General features: G+C 71.6%; 18 protein-coding genes, 1 tRNA gene and 1 pseudogene. 12 read left to right on the top strand and 8 right to left on the bottom strand.

Features of this window, described 5'->3' with window-relative positions; translation table 11 throughout:
• Positions 1-18: 18 nt before the first annotated feature.
• The gene (locus ABTU92_RS09585) at positions 19-159 is read right to left on the bottom strand and encodes a hypothetical protein (RefSeq protein WP_408089973.1); all 141 of its coding nucleotides are present in this window, start codon (positions 157-159) and stop codon (positions 19-21) included.
• 249 nt (positions 160-408) lie between these two features.
• Entirely contained in the window at positions 409-1,353 is a 945-nt protein-coding gene (locus ABTU92_RS09580) for a hypothetical protein (protein ID WP_408089971.1), read from the bottom strand.
• Between the two features lie 321 nt (positions 1,354-1,674).
• Between ABTU92_RS09580 and ABTU92_RS09575 the strand changes: the two genes are divergently transcribed.
• A tRNA-Ile gene (locus ABTU92_RS09575) sits at positions 1,675-1,750 on the top strand.
• A 208-nt stretch (positions 1,751-1,958) separates the two neighbouring features.
• Here ABTU92_RS09575 and ABTU92_RS09570 read toward each other — a convergent pair.
• Both ABTU92_RS09570 and ABTU92_RS09565 read right to left on the bottom strand, forming a co-directional pair.
• Complete coding sequence (locus ABTU92_RS09570; RefSeq protein WP_408089969.1) at positions 1,959-2,864, bottom strand: formate/nitrite transporter family protein; 906 nt, start codon at positions 2,862-2,864, stop codon at positions 1,959-1,961.
• Between the two features lie 17 nt (positions 2,865-2,881).
• On the bottom strand, positions 2,882-3,058 hold the full coding sequence (locus ABTU92_RS09565; RefSeq protein WP_408089967.1) for a hypothetical protein: 177 nt from the start codon (positions 3,056-3,058) through the stop codon (positions 2,882-2,884).
• A 430-nt stretch (positions 3,059-3,488) separates the two neighbouring features.
• Between ABTU92_RS09565 and ABTU92_RS09560 the strand changes: the two genes are divergently transcribed.
• From ABTU92_RS09560 to cysN, 7 genes and pseudogenes are all read left to right on the top strand, one after another.
• Complete coding sequence (locus tag ABTU92_RS09560) at positions 3,489-4,556, top strand: siroheme synthase (RefSeq protein ID WP_408089965.1); 1,068 nt, start codon at positions 3,489-3,491, stop codon at positions 4,554-4,556.
• Positions 4,557-4,566: 10 nt separating this feature from the next.
• Positions 4,567-4,920 (top strand): DUF2849 domain-containing protein, encoded by a 354-nt coding sequence (locus tag ABTU92_RS09555; RefSeq protein WP_408089963.1) that lies wholly within the window; start codon positions 4,567-4,569, stop codon positions 4,918-4,920.
• A gap of 14 nt (positions 4,921-4,934) precedes the next feature.
• On the top strand, positions 4,935-6,596 hold the full coding sequence (locus tag ABTU92_RS09550) for a nitrite/sulfite reductase (RefSeq protein WP_408089961.1): 1,662 nt from the start codon (positions 4,935-4,937) through the stop codon (positions 6,594-6,596).
• Positions 6,597-6,972: 376 nt separating this feature from the next.
• Positions 6,973-7,560: pseudogene (locus ABTU92_RS09545) on the top strand (phosphoadenylyl-sulfate reductase); the annotation flags it as partial.
• A 2-nt stretch (positions 7,561-7,562) separates the two neighbouring features.
• A complete protein-coding gene (locus ABTU92_RS09540; protein ID WP_408089959.1) occupies positions 7,563-8,081 on the top strand; it encodes a DUF934 domain-containing protein in 519 nt (172 codons plus the stop codon).
• 8 nt (positions 8,082-8,089) lie between these two features.
• Positions 8,090-9,067 carry a sulfate adenylyltransferase subunit CysD gene (gene cysD, locus ABTU92_RS09535; protein WP_408089957.1) on the top strand — a complete coding sequence of 326 codons (978 nt, stop codon included), beginning with the start codon at positions 8,090-8,092 and terminating at the stop codon, positions 9,065-9,067.
• Positions 9,067-11,016, top strand: coding sequence for a sulfate adenylyltransferase subunit CysN (gene cysN, locus ABTU92_RS09530; protein WP_408089955.1), 1,950 nt, complete (start codon positions 9,067-9,069; stop codon positions 11,014-11,016). The genes cysD and cysN overlap by 1 nt, the downstream gene beginning before the upstream one ends.
• A gap of 80 nt (positions 11,017-11,096) precedes the next feature.
• On the opposite strand, the gene ABTU92_RS09525 is transcribed toward cysN, so the two are convergent.
• Complete coding sequence (locus ABTU92_RS09525; RefSeq protein ID WP_408089953.1) at positions 11,097-11,468, bottom strand: hypothetical protein; 372 nt, start codon at positions 11,466-11,468, stop codon at positions 11,097-11,099.
• A 275-nt stretch (positions 11,469-11,743) separates the two neighbouring features.
• Here ABTU92_RS09525 and ABTU92_RS09520 point away from each other — a divergent pair, with 275 nt between their 5' ends.
• Both ABTU92_RS09520 and ABTU92_RS09515 read left to right on the top strand, forming a co-directional pair.
• Positions 11,744-11,992 (top strand): hypothetical protein, encoded by a 249-nt coding sequence (locus tag ABTU92_RS09520; RefSeq protein ID WP_408089951.1) that lies wholly within the window; start codon positions 11,744-11,746, stop codon positions 11,990-11,992.
• 205 nt (positions 11,993-12,197) lie between these two features.
• A complete protein-coding gene (locus ABTU92_RS09515) occupies positions 12,198-12,509 on the top strand; it encodes a hypothetical protein (protein WP_408089949.1) in 312 nt (103 codons plus the stop codon).
• A gap of 67 nt (positions 12,510-12,576) precedes the next feature.
• Here ABTU92_RS09515 and ABTU92_RS09510 read toward each other — a convergent pair whose 3' ends face one another.
• Positions 12,577-13,563: an alpha/beta hydrolase gene (locus ABTU92_RS09510; RefSeq protein WP_408089947.1), complete on the bottom strand. Its 987-nt coding sequence runs from the start codon at positions 13,561-13,563 to the stop codon at positions 12,577-12,579.
• Between the two features lie 33 nt (positions 13,564-13,596).
• Positions 13,597-14,784: a pyridoxal phosphate-dependent aminotransferase gene (locus ABTU92_RS09505; RefSeq protein ID WP_408089945.1), complete on the bottom strand. Its 1,188-nt coding sequence runs from the start codon at positions 14,782-14,784 to the stop codon at positions 13,597-13,599.
• Between the two features lie 214 nt (positions 14,785-14,998).
• On the opposite strand from ABTU92_RS09505, the gene ABTU92_RS09500 reads away from it, so the two are divergent.
• Positions 14,999-16,426 (top strand): M48 family metalloprotease, encoded by a 1,428-nt coding sequence (locus ABTU92_RS09500; RefSeq protein ID WP_408089943.1) that lies wholly within the window; start codon positions 14,999-15,001, stop codon positions 16,424-16,426.
• A 20-nt stretch (positions 16,427-16,446) separates the two neighbouring features.
• Entirely contained in the window at positions 16,447-17,226 is a 780-nt protein-coding gene (locus ABTU92_RS09495) for a DsbA family protein (protein ID WP_408089941.1), read from the top strand.
• Positions 17,227-17,487: 261 nt separating this feature from the next.
• Here the strand turns inward: ABTU92_RS09495 and ABTU92_RS09490 are convergent.
• Positions 17,488-17,936, bottom strand: a 449-nt coding sequence (locus ABTU92_RS09490) for a UDP binding domain-containing protein (RefSeq protein ID WP_408089939.1), incomplete at its 5' end; no start/stop codon positions are given.

Here is a 17,936-nt window from a genome sequence, read left to right as displayed (position 1 = left end):
GTCAGACGGACGGCCGCGTCACCAGGCGCCGACCCACTGGCCGACGTCGTAGACCGCCGCCGCCGTGACGCAGACGGCGAGGCCGCCCCAGACGAGCGCCAGCGCGATGGTCCGGTTGGCGCGGATCAGGGTGTCCTTCTCGACCATGTGATGGGCCATGGTGGCCTCCGCGGGTCGTCGACGACGGGAACTCGGGCGACGCGAGCTGGGTCGACAGAAGCTGGATCGACGAGATCTGGATCGACGAGAGCTGGCGACAATAAACAACGTAAACTGTCGATGAATGTTCCGGTGATCGAACCGGTTAGCGCGCCGGCCGGGCGCCCGCAATCCGCAGTTGCACGAGAATCTGCCTGCCAACGCCCCTTGTTCGGGCGCCGCGTCGCAGAACCCTCCGATGCTGAAAAATCAGCGCCTATACGTGCCCGTCGTCGGGGCCGTCGTCGTCCCGAACGGCCCGTAAGTCGGGAAGATCAGGTCGTGCGTCGCACCCGGCGTCGCGGTCGCGACGGGCGCCGGCGCCGGGCGATAGACGACGCGCGGCTTCGGCTTCTTGCGCGGCGCGGGCTTCCCGGCACGCTTCGATTTCGTGCCAGTCTTGGCGGCAGGCTTGTCGATCGGCTTGGCCACCGGCGTCGCGGCCTGGGCCGCGGCTGCGGCCGGCGCCACCACCGCCACGGCAGCGTCGGTGACCTCGGGCGCCGGCGGGGCGACGAGGGAGGGCGGCGCGGCCGGCGCCGCCGCAAAGCCGAGCGGCACCGGCTCCTCCATGGGCGCGGTCATGGCGGGGGCCGACGCGCGAACACCCGCCCCGAAGCCGAGCCGCTGGACCGTGTCGTCCGCCGTCGTCTCGACCGCGGCCACGGGACCGACCGCGACGCCCGGATCGCGCGGCGCCGGCTCGGGCGTCTCCGGAACCACGGCCCGGATCAGGTCGCCGAGGGGATCGGCGGAGCGGGGTGTGGCGACCTGACGGCCGCGATCGTCGGCGGCGACCAGCGGCAGCGGCGGCACGGCGGGCCCGTCGGCGGCGGTGCCGCTCGTCGTCGCCGTCGCGGCCGCGATCGCACCGACCCCGCCCGCACCGACCTCGCCTGCACCGACCTCGCCTGCACCGACCTCGCCTGCACCGTCGGCGTCCGACGCCGGCAGCGGGTTGGCGGCGAGCCGCAGCCGGTGCTGGGTCGCGTCGGTCGGGATCGCCGAGATCTGGAGAAGCGAGCGGCTCACGGTCGGCACCTCGCCGATGCGCGTCACCGCATCGGGATAGGCGACGAGACCGCGCGCCGCGACCATCAGCACGACGATCACGACCACGGTGGCGACCAGCATCAAACGAAACGTCGGAAGCATGACGACCCCGCCCACCGCCGTCCTGGCGCACCCTGTCCGCCCGTCCCGGTCGCGGATCGATTCGCGCAAGGCTAGCAGAACCGGATTCCCCCGTGAATCGTCTCCGGCGTGATCGCGCGGCGCGAACCGGCGGAGCGATGACTCGATTTTGGGCAATGGCTCGGGCAGCAGATGCGTAGCAGGCGCAAGCGCCCGGTCGGCCGCAGACACTGCCCATCCGCCGCGGGCTCCGCACGGTGCCGACGCACCACGGCGCCCGTTGTTCTCGCGTCCCGCCGCTGCTACGGTTCGCCGCCGTCCGGCCACGCCGAATCCGGCCCCGGGCCCGTAGCTCAATGGTCAGAGCCGGTGGCTCATAACCGCTTGGTTGCAGGTTCGAGTCCTGCCGGGCCCACCACCCAGTCGGTCTCGTGATCGCCGAGACAATAGGTGCAGCGACAAGGGCAGCGATCGTTGCAGCGATCGTTGCAGCGGTCCGTCACCGAGACGCGCAGACAGGAGATCCGGCGCCGAAGGCGTCGACGAGGTGCGGCGCCTCCCGTGGGAGACGCCGCCGCGACGCGGGTGAACTGGACCAGGCGAACCGGCGCGTCCGGGCCGTCGGCTCAGCGCGGGGTCACGCGCGGGCCGGTCGGCTCGGTTCCGGGCGGTGTCCGCGGGGCTGGTAGCGGCGTGATACCGCCGAGACCCTTGCGGTAGATGGCCCAGTACACGAACCCGACGAAGCCGGCGCCGCCGACGATGTTGCCCAGCGTCGCCGCGACGATGTTGTGCAGGATGCCGGACAACGTGATCAGCGAGGCGTCGACGCCCGCGGGGACGTGGCCGGTCATGGAGATCACCCAGGCGAGCGGCAGGAAGTACATGTTGGCGATGCAGTGCTCGAAGCCGGCGGCGACGAAGCAGGCGACCGGCAGCACCATGCCGGCCATCTTGTCGGACACGGAGCGGCCCGCATAGGCGAGCCACACGCCGAGGCAGACCAGCACGTTGCACAGGATGCCCTTGAAGAAGATCGTCACCATGTCGGGCTGGATCTTGCTCGCGGCGAGCTTGACGGCGGCGGTCGCGATGGCGCCGTTGTTCATGTCGGGATGGTGCGCCATGACGACCAGGAAGACGAGGCCGAGGGCGCCGACGAGATTGCCGAACCAGACGATCGCCCAGTTCTTGATCACCTCCGCGGTGCGGATCTGGCCGTTCCACCAGGCCATCACGATCAGGCAGTTGCCGGTGAACAGCTCGGCGCCGCCGATCATCACCAACGCGAGGCCGAGCGAGAACACGACGCCGCCGAGCACGCGCTGGATCGCGAAGCCGAGCGTCGGATCGGCGAGCACGATGGTGAAGAACATGCCCCCGAGCCCGATCGAGCCGCCGGCCACCATGGCCAGCATGAACTCGGGCAGGAACGGCATGCGCGCCTTCTTGACGCCGAGCTTCTCGACCTTGTCCTGGATTTCAGCGGGCGAATAGGCATCCGAACCGAAGAACTGGTTATCCGCTGCCATGACCGTCTCCTGGGTCGTCATCCGGTCGGCGGCGAGCCGAGGCGCTCGCGGCCGTCGCGTTTCGTCTCCGCGAAGGAGACGAAGGGGCCGTCGCCGTCTTCGGGTCCGAGGCGCGTGACGAGGCCCGTGCGGAGCCTGCAGGGGCGGTCGAGGCGGCGATCCGGGGCGTCGGATACTGTGTCGTCGGGCAGCATCTAGCAGAGCACCGGACAATCGGAGAACAACGGCGCCGGCATTGCCGACCTGCGCACGGCCGGTGCGCCTCCCGGTCGGCCAGGCGATGCGGATCGTCGACAATCCTCGGTCGCCGACGCGCCACCATACCACTTTCGCGCGATCCACGACGTCGCGAGCCGCACGAGCCCCGCCCGAGGGCCCGCAAGCCGAGCGTCGCCCCTGACGGGACGCAAGCCCCGCGGGCCGCGAGAACGTCTTTCCGTTCGGGAGCTTCGGGAAGAACAAACCGGTCGGGGCGGCACCGGAACCGATCACCATCTCGCTTTTTCCCGCGGGACCTTGAGTTCCGCCGGTCGTGCCGTCTCTCTTGAGCGCGAAAGCGGCGCTGCCGTGCAGGGTGCTGCCGGTGCTGCATCCGGCCCGACCGCCGCGACACGAGGACCAGCGATGGCGCGGTTTCGCTACTTTCCGGTGTCCTACGACGTCGCCGGCCGGAGCGTGGTGGTCGCCGGCGACGGAGAGGGCGCGCTTCAGAAGCTCCGTCTGTTGGTGCGGACCGAGGCACGGCTGGTGCTGAGTGCACCCGATCCGACGCCGGCGCTCGCGGCGTTCGTGATGGATCACGGCATCACTTGGGTGGCCGCGGCGGTCAGTGCCGCGATGCTGCGCGACGCCGCGCTGCTGTTCGTCGCGACGGGCGACGCGGACGAGGACGCCCGGCTCGCGGCGCTCGCGCGCGAGAGCGGCGTGCCCGTCAACGTCGTCGACCGCCCGCATCTGTGCGACTTCGCCACGCCCGCGATCGTCGACCGCGCGCCTGTCTCGATCGCCATCGCGACCGACGGCCACGCGCCGGTGCTGGCCCAGATGGTGCGGGCCAGAATCGAGGCGCTGCTGGAGCCCTCCTTCGGCCGCCTCGCCGCGCTCGCCGAAGCGCTGCGCGAGACCGTGCTGGACCGCCTGCCCGACAACGCGGCGCGCCGGCGTTTCTGGACGTCGATCTTTTCCGGCCGCGCGGCCGCAGCGGCCCTCGCGGGCGATAACGACCGCGCCCGCGTGATCGCGCTGAAGGCGCTCGCCGACGCCGAGGCGACGCCGGTCCCCGGCGGAAAGGTCTATCTGGTCGGCGCCGGGCCGGGGGCCGCGGATCTGATCACGTTGCGGGCGCATCGCCTGCTGACCGAGGCCGACGTGATCGTCCACGACGCGCTGGTGCCGGACGCCGTGGTCGCGCTGGGCCGGCGCGACGCGACACGCATCCCGGTCGGCAAGCACAGCGGGCCGGCGCCGGAGGCAGCGGATGTCGCTGCGCTCCTGATGCGCCTCGCCCGCGAGGGCCGCCGCGTCGTGCGTCTCGCGGACGGCGACCCCATGGTGCTCGGCCACGCCGGCGAGGAGACCGCGGCGCTACGCGCGGCCGGCATCGATCACGAGGTCATCCCCGGCGTCCCGTCGACGCTCGCACCCGCGGCTAACCACGCCGCCACCGGTCAAGCCGCACCGGCCGCCGCCTGAGGACCCTGCGATGTCGAAGCGCCCGAAGACGTTTCACCCGGTGGTCGCGACCGCCAACGACCTCTCGACCGGCACCGTGGTGTTCCGCGGCCGCGACGGCGCCTGGTCGCGCGACATCGCCGACGCCGAGATCGCCGCGACGCCGGATCAGGCCGAGGCGCTGCTCGCCCGCGCCCGCACCGACCAGGACGCCCGTCATCTGGTGGTCGACGTGGCTGCGATCGAGGTGGTGCGCGACGGCGCCTTCGTGCGGCCCGCGGCGCTGCGCGAGCTGATCCGGACCAGCGGGCCGACCATCGTGCTGCCGACCGACGGTCCGCAGGCCGGGGCGCCCGCCGCCGCGCCCCGCGCCCCCGGCGCCTGAACCGGAGGAGCCCGATGTATCGCTACGACGAGTTCGACCGCACATTCGTCGCCGAGCGGGTCGCGGAGTTTCGTGATCAGGTCGCGCGGCGACTCTCGGGTGCGCTGACCGAGGATCAGTTCAAGCCGCTGCGGCTGATGAACGGCGTGTACCTGCAGCTCCACGCCTACATGCTGCGCATCGCCATTCCCTACGGGACGCTCTCCTCGCGCCAGCTTCGGCTTCTCGCGACCATCGCGCGCGACCACGACCGCGGCTACGGCCATTTCACCACGCGGCAGAACCTGCAGTTCAACTGGATCGCCCTGAAGGAGGTGCCCGACATCCTGGAAAAGCTCGCGGGCGTCGAGATGCACGCGATCCAGACCTCGGGCAACTGCATCCGCAACGTCACGGCGGACCACTTCGCCGGCGCCGCGGCCGACGAGGTCGCCGACCCGCGCCCGTATGCCGAGATCCTGCGGCAGTGGTCGTCGCTGCATCCCGAGTTCACGTTCCTCCCGCGAAAGTTCAAGCTCGCCGTGACGGGCGCACCGCACGACCGTGCGGCGATCCAAACGCACGACATCGGCGTGCAGGTGACGCGCGACGCGCGCGGTGCGCTCGGCTTCGTCGTCCATGTCGGCGGCGGCCAGGGCCGCACCCCGATGATCGCGCGGACGCTACGCGACTTCCTGCCCGAGGAGGATCTGATCGCCTACTGCGAGGCGATCCTGCGGGTCTACAATCTGGAAGGGCGGCGCGACAACAAGTACAAGGCGCGCATCAAGATCCTGGTGCACGAGACCGGCGAGGCGGCGTTCAAGGAGGCCGTGGAGGCCGAGTTCGCGGCACTGAGGGGCAAGGCGCTGCGGCTGCCGACCGACGAGGTGGCGCGCATTCGTGATTACTTCGCCCCGCCCGCCTTCGCGGCACTGCCGGCCCGCTCCGCCGTGTTCGATCGTGCCGTCGCGAGCGACCCGGACTTCGCCCGCTTCGCCGCCCGCAACGTGCACGAGCACAAGGCGCCCGGCTACGCGATCGTGACGGTGTCGCTGAAGCCGGTCGGCGCGCCGCCCGGCGACGCGACGGCGGCCCAGATGGAGGCGGTCGCCGACATCGCCGCGCACCACTCCTTCGACGAGATCCGGGTGAGCCACGAGCAGAACCTGGTGCTGCCGCACGTCCGGCGCGACGATCTGCCGGCCGTGTTCGCCGCGCTGAAAGCCGCCGGGCTCGCGACGCCGAACGCCGGGCTCGTCACCGACATCATCTCGTGCCCCGGGCTCGACTATTGCGCGCTCGCCACCGCGCGCTCGATCCCAATCGCCGAGCGGATCTCGCAACGCTTCGCCGATCTCGACCGCCAGCGGGACATCGGCGACCTGAAGATCAAGATTTCCGGCTGCATCAACGCCTGCGGGCACCATCACGTCGGCCACATCGGCATCCTCGGGCTCGAGCGCAAGGGCGAGGAGTTCTATCAGATCACGCTCGGCGGCTCCGGCGATGAGACCTGCGCGATCGGCGAGATCGTCGGTCCGGGCTTCTCGTCGGCGACCATCGTCGACGCGATCGAGACCGTCGTCGACACCTATCTGGCCTTGCGCACCTCGCCGCAGGAGACGTTCCTCGCCGCCTATCGCCGCATCGGCGAGGCCCCGTTCCGGGAGGCGCTGTATGCCGCGGCGGGATGATCCAACTCCGGCGGAGGTCGGGGAAACGCTGTTCCCCCCACCCCCGGCGCGCTCCGCGCGCCAGAGCCCTCCCCGCCACGCGCTTCGCGCGCGGGGGGAGGGGAGCCGCAGCGCCTCGGCATCATCACGCAAGGAGGACAGGAGTGCTTCGGCATCGACACGCAATGAGAGCAGAAGCGTCTCGACTCCCCTCCCCCCATTCGCACTTGCGAATGGCGGGGAGGGCTTTGGTGCGCGGAGCGCGCCGGGGGTGGGGGGCAGCAGCGCCGCCGAAAGCCTCGCGGCCGCGTGGGCCAGTGCCACGCCCCAGGCGATCGTCCTAGCGGCGCTGGAAGAGTTCGCCGGCCGCATCGCGCTCGTCTAGTCCTTCGGCGCCGACGCGGCCGTGCTGCTGCATTTGGTCGCACAGGTCGATCCGGCGACGCCGGTGATCTTCGTCGACACGCTGAGGCTGTTTCCGGAGACGCTCGCCTACCGAGATGCGCTGGTGGCACGCCTCGGTCTCACGAACGTGCGCACGACCAGGCCCGACGCCGGCGAGACGGTGCGCCTCGATCCGGATCTCACCCTGGCTGGTCGTGATCCAGACGCCTGCTGCGGATTCAGAAAAGTCGCGCCGTTCGAGCAGGCCATCGCGCCTTTCGCGGCGTGGCTCAACGGCCGACGACGTGATCAGGGCCCGACACGCGCGGCCCTCCCGGCGGCCGAGTGGGACGGCACGCGCATGAAGATCAACCCGCTCGCCGCGTGGACAGCGGCCGACGCCGCCGCCTATCGCCGCGCCCACGGACTCCCGGTGCATCCGCTCGCGGCGCAGGGCTATCCGTCGATCGGCTGCGTGCCGTGCACGTCACGGGTCGATGCCGGAGAGGACGGCCGCGCCGGCCGTTGGCGCGGCTTCGACAAGACCGAGTGCGGCCTGCACACGCGGCGCGCCGGCGCCGCTCAAACGCATGGATCCTGATCATGCCGCTGTTCCGCCAAAACCGTCTCGTCGACGACTACTGGCGTTTTCCGGAGGACGACAGCCCGCTCCCGGCGACCGGCAAGATCGCATTGCCGAAGGCCCGGTACCTGGCCGAGCGCGGAACTCTGTCGCGGCGCGACGACGCGGTCGGCGTCGTGCTCACCGCCGGCGACACGCTCGAGGACATCGTCGTGGAGCTACCGCGGCTCGCCCTCGTCGTGATCAGGTTCCCGAAACACAGCGACGGCCGGCCCTACTCGCTCGCCCGCCTGCTGCGCGACCGCCACGGCTTCGCGGGTGAGATCCGCGCGACCGGCGACGTGCTGCGCGATCAGATCGTGCTGATGCTGCGCGCCGGCTTCGACGCCTTCGACGTCACCCATCCCGGCACGATCGAGGCGCTCCGAGACCAGCGGATCATCGCGGTCCGCCACCACTATCAGCCCGCCTCCGCCGAGACCTCCGAAACCAGGCCGGACGCGCGCCCGTGGCGGCGCGTCTCGACCGCGCTCTCCTGAGGATCGCCATGCGTGCCGCCGAAAGCCTCGCCGAACGCCCTCCCGAACCGCCCGCGGAGGAGCCGCCTCCGGCAACGGAGCCGCGCTCGCGCCTCTCGCCGCATCTGAGACGGCTGGAGGCCGAGGCGATCTTCATCATGCGCGAGGTGGCGGCCGAGCTCCGCAACCCGGTGATGCTCTACTCGGTCGGCAAGGACTCCTCGGTGATGCTGCACATCGCCCGCAAGGCGTTCTTCCCCGGCCGTCCGCCCTTCCCGCTCCTGCACATCGCCTCGGGCTGGGACTTTCGCGAGGTCGTGCTTCATCGCGACCGCATGGCGGCGAGCTACGGCCTCGATCTGCTGGTCCACACCAACGCCGAGGCGGCCGCCGCCGGTGTGAATCCGTTCGATTCCGAGACGGGCGAGTACTCGCGCCTGATGCTGACCGAGGCGCTCAAGGCCGCGCTCGACGCGCACGGATTCGACGCCGCCTTCGGCGGCGCGCGACGCGACGAGGAGAAGGCCCGCGCCAAGGAGCGCATCTTCTCGCACCGGCGCGGCCATGTCTGGGATCCGCGCCACCAGCGCCCCGAGCTTTGGAGACTGTTCAACACACGGCTCGCCCCGGGCGACTCGATGCGGGTGTTCCCGCTCTCCGACTGGACCGAGCTCGACGTGTGGGACTACATCCGGGCCGAGAGCATCCCGATCGTGCCGCTCTATCTCGCCGCCGAGCGCGGCGTGGTGGCGCGCGACGGCGCGCTCCTGGTCGTCGACGACGACCGGATGCGGTGGCGACCGGGCGAGCGGCCGGAGACGCGCCGGGTGCGGTTCCGCACGCTCGGGTGCTGGCCGCTGACCGGGGCGGTCGAGTCCGACGCGACCGACCTCGACGGCATCATCGCCGAGATCGTCGCCTCGCGGGTCTCCGAGCGCAACGGTCGGCTGGTCGACGGCGCCGTGCAGGCCTCGATGGAGGCCAAGAAGCGCGAGGGATACTTCTGATGCCGACCGTTCTCCGATCGATCGCGCCGGCCTCCGGGCTCGTCGTCGGCACCCCGGCTGCCGCAGCCGTGCCGGTGCGGGCGCGCGGCGCCCTGCGCTTCATCACCTGCGGCTCGGTCGACGACGGCAAGTCGACGCTGATCGGCCGCCTGCTGCACGAGGCACAGAGCGTGCTGGACGATCAGCTCGCCACCGTGACGCGCGACAGCCGCCGCTTCGGCACCACGGGCGAGGACGTCGATTTCGCGCTGCTGCTCGACGGGCTGGAGGCCGAGCGCGAGCAGGGCATCACCATCGACGTCGCCTACCGGTTCTTCTCGACGCCGCGCCGCGCCTTCGTGGTCGCCGACACGCCCGGGCACGCGCAATACACCCGCAACATGGCGACCGGCGCCTCGACATCGGATCTCGCCGTGCTGCTGGTCGATGCACGAAAGGGTCTTCTGGAGCAGACCCGCCGGCACGCGGCCATCGTGTCGCTGCTCGGCATTCGCCACGTCGTGCTCGCGATCAACAAGATGGATCTGGTCGGCTGGTCGCAGCTCCGCTTCGCCGAGCTGGTGGCGGTGTTCCGTGAGTTCGCGGCGCCGCTCGGCTTCCGCACCGTGACGCCGATCCCGCTGTCGGCGCGCTTCGGCGACAATGTCGTGCGGCCGAGCCCGAACGCCCCCTGGTTCGACGGCCCGCCGCTGCTCGATCATCTCGAGACGGTGCCGATCGCGGACGAGACCGAGGCCGATCTCCGCTTTCCCGTGCAGTGGGTGAGCCGGCTGCACCCGGACTTCCGCGGCGCCGCCGGGACGGTCGCCAGCGGCCGCGTCGCAGTCGGCGATCCGCTCGTCGTTGCCGCCTCGGGACGGGCGACGCGCGTCGCCCGCATCGTCACCATGGACGGCGACCGCGACGTCGCGACCGCGGGCGACGCCGTGACGCTGACCTTCGCGGACGAGATCGACATCGGCCGCGGCGACGTGCTGGTGCCGCCGCGGGCGCGCCCGGCGGTGACGCGACGTTTCTCGGCCGATCTGGTGTGGATGACCGACGAGGAGATCGAGGCTGGCCGGAGCTTTCGCCTGAAGATCGGGACCGCGACGGTCGCGGCCACGGTCACGCGCATCGCCGACCGGCTCGATCTGGAAAACCTCGGCCGGGTGCCGGCCGATCGCCTCGCCCTCAACGCCATCGGCCGCGTCCACATCGAGACCGCCGTGCCAGTGGCGATCGATCCTTATGCCGAGAACCGCTCGACCGGCGCCTTCATCCTGATCGACCGCGCGACGCACGCGACCGCCGCGGCCGGCCTGGTGGCGGGACCGCTCGGCGCCGCGCGCGACGTGCACGTCCATGCGGGCACCGTGCAGCCGTCGCTGCGCGCCTTCGTCAAGGCGCAGCGGCCGCTCGCCGTGTGGCTCACCGGCCTGCCCGGCTCCGGCAAGTCGACCATCGCGGATCTGGTGGAGCGCCGCCTCGTCGCGCTCGGCCATCACACAATGCTGCTCGACGGCGACAATGTCCGCCAGGGCCTCAATGTCGATCTCGGCTTCGACGCCGCGTCGCGGGCCGAGAACGTGCGCCGCGTCGGCGAGGTGGCGAAGCTGATGACCGAGGCCGGGCTGATCGTGCTGGTGTCGCTGGTGTCGCCGTTCCGCGCCGACCGGGACAAGGTGGCGGCGCTGTTTCCGCCCGACCGCTTCCTCGAGGTGTTCGTCGACGCGCCCCCGGAGACCTGCCGGGCCCGCGATCCCAAGGGCCTCTATGCCAAGGCCGACGCCGGTCGGATCGTCGACTTCACCGGCCGCGACCAGCCCTACGAGCCGCCGCTCGCCCCCGCCCTGGTGCTGCCGACCGACGCGATCGCACCCGAGATCGCGGCCGAGCGTCTCGTCCAGGCGATCCTCGATCGCGGCCGCCCGCAGCCGGCGAGCGCGCTCGACGGCGCGCAGCTGTGAGGTCACGTCCGGGCACGGCAGCGCGCCGTGCCCGGACACGAGCCCGAGGAGCAACGTCTCTCCCGATCGGCCGGCAGCTCTCAGAACACCGGCACGGCTTCGATGCGTAGGCTGACGGCGGGTGCGGAGGCAGGCGGGCGCGCCGCGGCGAGGTGACGGTGCAAGTCGGCGGCGATGTCGTCGAGCGACGCACCGGGGCGCGGGCCCGCGAAGGAGGCGAGGCGCGGATCGGCGCTCTCCAGCCAGTCGAGGCACCACCGGGCGCCGTCGTGCCGCAGCGTGCCCTGCAGGTCGCCGTTCCACGAGATCATCCAGATCCCGAGCGTCCAGTCGTTCACGAAGCCGACCGACAGGGATCTGAACCTGCGGCCCAGCCCAGTGAGGCCGCGCGCGATGCGGCTCGGAACATCGAGGAGGTGAAGGCTGCGGCTCGCGATCATGTCGCGCAGCATGCGGGGCGAACACCCGCGCGACAACGCGAACGCCTTCGTTATTTGCTGCGCCGGCGGAGAAGACGCACGCTGCATGCGCGGCCGGGGGAGAACACGTCACGCGCGGCGGCGACGACGCGCTTCCATCCGACGCCGGCGAAGAACGGCTCGTCCGCCTACGCAAGGGCTCGCCCCGGCCGACGAGCGCCGCGGCTCGGAGCGATGCGCCGTCCCGTGCGGCGGCCGGAACCGACGGACGGGGCCGCCGATTGTCGGTTCGCAGGACGGAGACCCGCATGAGCATCCCGGTCGAGGCCACCCCGAACGCCACTCCCCCGGACGAGACAACCCATGCCGGCTACGTGATCGCGCCGTTCGAGCGGGCCCCCGGGCTGTGGCGCGCCGTCGTGCGGCGGGCGGACGCTGCGGCCGCGACGACGGCGAGCGCCGATCTCGACGCCTTCACGACCTCGGCCGACGCGCCGTCGCGCGACGATGCCGTCGGGCTCGCGAAGGCCGCGATCGACGCCGGGATGGCATGCTGAACGGCCCTGCCGCGCCGGCCTGGCGGGCCGTGCAAAATCCGCCTGAAACGCCGCGATCTCGCCCGCTATCTGACTGATTATTCATCGAATATTTTGGTTCGCGAGACGAACCTGAACGCTCCCGGCACGCCCCAATGGTCGAAGCCCCTGCAAGACACGCCGTCTCCGGGGCGAGTGCCCGAAACCCCGACCAGAGGAGCGTGCCATGACACTCTCGAAGACCTCCGCCCTGAAGACCGTCCTGATCGCCGGCGCCCTCGCCGCCACTGCCTCGGCCGCGATGGCCGGCCCGATCGACGACCGCCAGGCCCGCCAGGGCCAGCGCATCTTCCAGGGCGTGCAGAGCGGCCAGCTCACCTATGGCGAGACTGCCCGGCTCCTGCAGCGGCAGCAGCAGATCCAGGCGATGAAGCTGCAGGCCCGCTCCGACGGCTTCGTCGACCCGTGGGAGCGCGCCCGGATCAACGCCGCGCAGAACTGGCAGTCGCTGAACATCTGGGTGAAGAAGCACAACTGATCACGTCCGCGCCCACGCCGCAGGTCGGCGGCCCGCACCGGACCCGGGTGCGACTCGTGCCGGCCTGTCACCTTTCGGCACGAGAGCCTGTCGGGACCGGCATCGCGGTCCCGGCCCGGCCCGGCGCACAGGCGCCGGCCAGGAACGCCACCACGGCGGCTGCGTGCGGCCCGAGGGCATCGCGCAGGTCGTGGTCGCCGTCGATCGCGAGGAGGGTCGCAAGCGGCGCCGCGGCGACGAGCCGCTCGGCATCGGCGAACCGCACCGTCGCGTCGTGCCGGCCGTGCACGACGAGCACCGGACAGCCGACGCGGCGGATCGTCTCCACCGGCGCGATGTCCGCGAAGCGTGCCCCGATGGTGTGCTCCACGTGACGCAGCACGTACCAGCCGAGGCCCGGATAGGGGATGCGGACCCGCGCCAGCCAGACCCGCATCAGCTCACCCGGATGGGCGAAGGCCGAGACGCTGACCACGGCCGCGACGGCGGGATCCCGGCAGGCGGCGAGCAGCGCCGCGCCGGCCCCGACCGAGTGGCCGATCAGCGCGATGCGGGCCGGATCGATCCCGGCTTTGGCGCGCAGAAAGCCGAGGCCGGCCGCGATGTCCTCGGCGAAGCGCGGCATCGAGGCGAAGTCCTCGTCGTCGCTGCGGCCGTGGCACCGCGCGTCGAGGAGCAGCACGGCGAAGCCGGCGGCGCGCAGCGGCGCGACCACGGGCAGCATCATGGCGGCGTTGGAGCCCCAGCCGTGCATCACCAGCACGGCCGGATGGAGCGGGGACAGGGCCGCGTCGGGCAGCGCGCCGGCCGTTGTGTCAGGCGCCGCGTCGGGCGTCACCAGCCAGGCGAACAGGCGCTTTTCGCGCGGGCCTTCGATCGAGAGCTCCCGTACGCAGTCCACCGGCAGGCCGAGATCGAGCGGCCCGCAGTCGTGCGCCACCCGCGGCGCCCGCAAGCCCCGCAGCAGCGCCCGGTGGAGGATCCAGCGCAGCCCGAGGACGCCGCAAGCCGCCGCGGCAAGGCCGATCAGGAGGGGGCCGAACGGGATGGTCACGTTCTTCTCACCTCCGCAGGAACGCTCGCCCCCCTACCCCGCCCCCTTCAGCCAACGGCCGATGCGGGCGACCGCCTCGATCATGTCGGCTTGCGAGCGGGCGTAGGAGAAGCGCACCCAACGGTGGCCTTCGGCGGGATCGAAGTCGAGGCCCGGGGTCGCGGCGACGCCGGCCTCCTCCAGCAGCGCGCGGGCGAAGGCGTGGCTGTCCGGCGTGAAGGCGGAGACGTCGGCATAGAGATAGAACGCGCCGTCGACCGGCAGGAAGCGGTCGAGGCCGCAGGCCGGCAGGCCGGTCGTGAGGATCTCGCGATTGCGCGCATAGCCGGCCTTGACGGCCTCCATCTCGGCGCGCCCGTCGAACGCCGCCTCGGCCGCCACCTGCGACAGCGTCGGCACCGAGATGGCGAGGTTCTGGTGGAGCCGCTCCATCGGCCGCACCAGCGCGTCGGGCGCGACGATCCAGCCGACCCGCCAGCCGGTCATGCAGAAGTATTTCGAGAACGAGTTGATCACCACGGTCTTGCGCGACGTCGTCAACGCCGTCGTCGCCGGGAAGGCGTAGTCGAGCCCGTGATAGATCTCGTCCGAGATCACCGCGATGCCGGCGTCCTCGGCCGTCGCGACAAGGCGCGCCAGCGCATCGGACGTCATCATCGTGCCGGTCGGGTTCGCCGGCGAGGCGATCAGCACGGCCTTGAGCGGTGCCTCGCGATGGGCGGCGAGCAGCGCCTCCGTGGTCATCGCATACCGCGCCTCCGGCCCGGTGCGGATCAGCACCGGCACGCAGCCGAGCGCGGTGAGGATGTGACGATAGGGCGGATAGGCCGGCACCGAGAGCGCCACCCGGTCACCCGGCTCCAGCAGGGCCAGGAAGGCGAGCACGAAGGCGGCCGACGAGCCGGTGGTCACCAGCACGCTCGCAGGATCGACGGCCTCGCCGTAGGTCTCAACGTAATGGCGGGCGATGCGGACGCGCAGGCTCGGGATACCGAGGCTCTCGGTATAGCCGAGCGCGGCGCCGCTGCCGGACAGCGCCGCGCGGGCGGCGGCGAGCGCGGTCGAGGGGGCCGGGGCCTCCGGCTGGCCGACCTCCATATGGACCACGTGGCGGCCGGCCTGCTCCAGGCGGGCGGCCGCGGACATCACGTCCATGACCATGAAGGGGGGAACGTCGCTGCGCGCCGACGGCAGGCACAGGCGGGCGCGGTCGGATGTCATGAAAAGCCTCGGACGATTTCGGCGAATCGCATACGACGGCGGCGCGGCGGCGGCCTCGGATGCGATGTCTGATGGGCCGTGGCGGCACGGCCGGTGGCGCCGCGCTGTTGCCGCATTCTGCAGGTTGTTGGGCGCGACCGGGTCGCGTCACGGCCCGTTGTGGATCGCCCGACCACCCGCGTATCCTGACGGTGGCGGCCAAGCACCGGTTCGAATGAGCGCAGCGAGCGACCCTGTCAAGCGCCGGCCCGGGTCCGAGCGCCGGCTGATCCTGCGGGCGCCCCGCGCCGTCGCGGTGGCGGTCGCCTGCGCGATCGCCGCGACGACGATCCCGACCCCGGCGGCGGCGCAGCGCATGCCGCTGATCCGCGACGCCGAGATCGAGCAGGTGCTGCGCGACTACACGCGGCCGATCCTCAAGGCGGCCGGGCTCACCCAGCAGAACATCAAGGTCATCATCATCAACGACCGCGCCTTCAACGCGTTCGTGATGGACGGCCGCCGCATCTTCGTGAACGCCGGCGCCCTGATGGACTCGCAGACGCCGAACCAGATCATCGGCGTCCTGGCGCACGAGACCGGCCACATCGCCGGCGGCCATCTCGCCAAGCTCCGCACCGAGCTCTCCAACGCCAGCACCATCGCCATCATCACGATGCTGCTCGGCCTCGGCGCGGTCGCGGCCGGCGCCCGCTCGAGCCAGGTCGGCGGCAACCCGGCCGCCGTGGCGATCGCCGCGCCGTCGGCGATGATCCAGCGCTCGCTGCTCGCCTACCAGCGCCAGCACGAGGAGCAGGCCGATCGGGCCGGCGTCAAGTTCCTCACCGAGACGGGCCAGTCGGCCCGCGGCATGGTCGAGACCTTCAAGCGCTTCTCCGACCAGCAGCTGTTCGCCGCGCAGGGCGCCGACCCCTACCTGATGTCGCATCCGATGCCCCGCGAGCGCATCGCCGCGCTCCAGGAGATCGGCCGCACCCAGTACTGGGACAAGAAGGATTCGCCCGAGCTGCAGCTCCGCCACGATATGATGCGGGCGAAGCTCTCCGGCTTCCTCGACCAGCCGGGCGTGGTGGCGCGCCGCTATCCGCTCTCCGACCAGAGCCTGCCGGCCCGCTACGCCCGCGCCATCTCGACCTACAAGCACAGCGACCTGCGCCAGGCGCTCGCCCAGATCGACGCGCTGATCCAGACGCAGCCCAACAATCCCTACTTCTACGAGCTGAAGGGCCAGGTGCTGCTCGAGTCGGGCCGCGCCGCCGAGGCCGTGGCGCCGCTGCGCCGCGCCGTCGCCGGTGCGCCGAACCCGCTGCTCATCCAGGTGATGCTCGCCCAGGCGCTGATCGCCACCAACGACAAGAAGGCGGCCGACGACGCCATCGCCTATCTGCGCCAGGCCCTCGTCGCCGATCCCGACATCGCCGACGGCTACGCCCAGCTCGCCAAGGCCTATGGCCAGAAGGGCGACATCGCCCAGGCCGACCTCGCCGCCGCCCAGGCCGCGATGGCCCGCGGCGACACCCGCACGGCTCGCCAGCTCGCCATCCGGGCCAAGGAGCGCCTGCCGGTCGGCTCGCCCGGCTGGGTCAAGGCCGACGACATCGCCAGCTTCCGCCCGCCCACCGAGGGCGCGCGCCGCCGATAACTCTCGAAAAGGATCTCCCGATGCCGCTCCGCCCCCTGCGTGCGCTCGCGATCGCCGCCGCTCTCCTGCCGGCGCTCGCCGCGCCGCTCGCCGCCCAAAACCTCTCGGCGCCGCAGCGCGGCGAGATCGAGCAGATCGTGCGCGACTATCTCTTGAAGAACCCGGAGCTTCTGCAGGAGGTCCTGGCCGAGCTGGAGAAGAAGCAGGCAGTGGCCGAGGCCGAGAAGGCCAAGCTCGCGGTCCAGAAGCACGCCGAGGCGCTGTTCAACTCGCAGCGCCACGTGGTGGTCGGCAATCCGCAGGGCGACGTCACGCTGGTCGAGTTCTTCGACTACAACTGCGGCTACTGCAAGCGTGCGCTCAACGACCTCCAGGGCCTGATGCAGGCCGACCCCAAGCTGCGCGTCGTGCTCAAGGAGTTCCCGGTGCTGGGCGAGGGCTCGATCGAGGCGGCCCGGGTCGCCGCCGCGGTGCGCCTGCAGGACAAGTCCGGCAAGAAGTACTTCGACTTCCACCAGCGCCTGATGAACGGCCGCGGCCAGGCCGACAAGGCGAAGGCGCTCGCCGCCGCCAAGGAGGCCGGCCTCGACCTCGCCCGCATCGAGCGCGACATGGGCAGCGACGAGGTGCGGGCGAGCCTGGAGGAGAGCCTGCGGCTCGCCGAGGCGCTCGGCCTCAACGGCACGCCGAGCTACGTGATCGGGTCCGGCGCGAACGCCGACGTCGTGGTCGGCGCGGTCGGCCGCGGCGCCCTGCAGCAGAAGATCAACCTCACCCGCTGCGGCCAGGCGACCTGCTGATCACGAAGGTACGCTGAACTTCGACCTCGGTCATTCCGGGGCGCGGGCGTAGAGCCGTAGGGTGGGCAAAGGCGCGACGTGCCGTGCTCACGCGGTGCGTCCCAGACATGCCTCGTGTCCCGGGCGCGGCGCATCGCGCCGTGACCCGGGACCCAGGGGCGATCAAACAAAGTGATTGCCGTGCGGCCATGGGCCCCGGCTCTGCGGCGCATCAGGCCTATGGCCTGACGCGCCTAGTCCGGGGCACGCGGATTCGGCGGCTCACCCCCGCGGGGCGGCGCGGCCGATGCTCGTGTAGGCGAAGCCCGCGGCCGCCATTTCGTCCGCCCGGTAGACGTTGCGCAGGTCGACCATCACGGGCTGCCGCATTGCGCTCTTGAGCCGCTCCAGGTCGAGGGCGCGGAACTGCTCCCACTCGGTGACGATGACGACCGCGTCGGCGCCCTGCGCGCACTCGTAGGCATTGGCGCAGAAGGTGACGAGGCCGTCGAGGTCGCGCTTCGCCTGCTCCATGCCGGCCGGATCGTAGGCCCGCACCTTGGCGCCCATGTCGTTGAACGCCGTCACCAGCGGGATCGACGGCGCGTCGCGCATGTCGTCGGTGTTCGGCTTGAAGGTGAGGCCGAGCACCGCGATCGTCTTGTCGCGCACCGACCCGCCGAGCGCCGCCGCGACCTTGCGGGCCATGGCGCGCTTCCTCTGGTCGTTGA

Origin of the sequence: Rhodoplanes sp. SY1 (assembly GCF_046000175.1) — a bacterium.
Classification (GTDB): domain Bacteria; phylum Pseudomonadota; class Alphaproteobacteria; order Rhizobiales; family Xanthobacteraceae; genus Rhodoplanes.
Note: the sequence above shows the minus strand (reverse complement) of the source record. Positions and strands in the feature narration are given on the sequence as shown.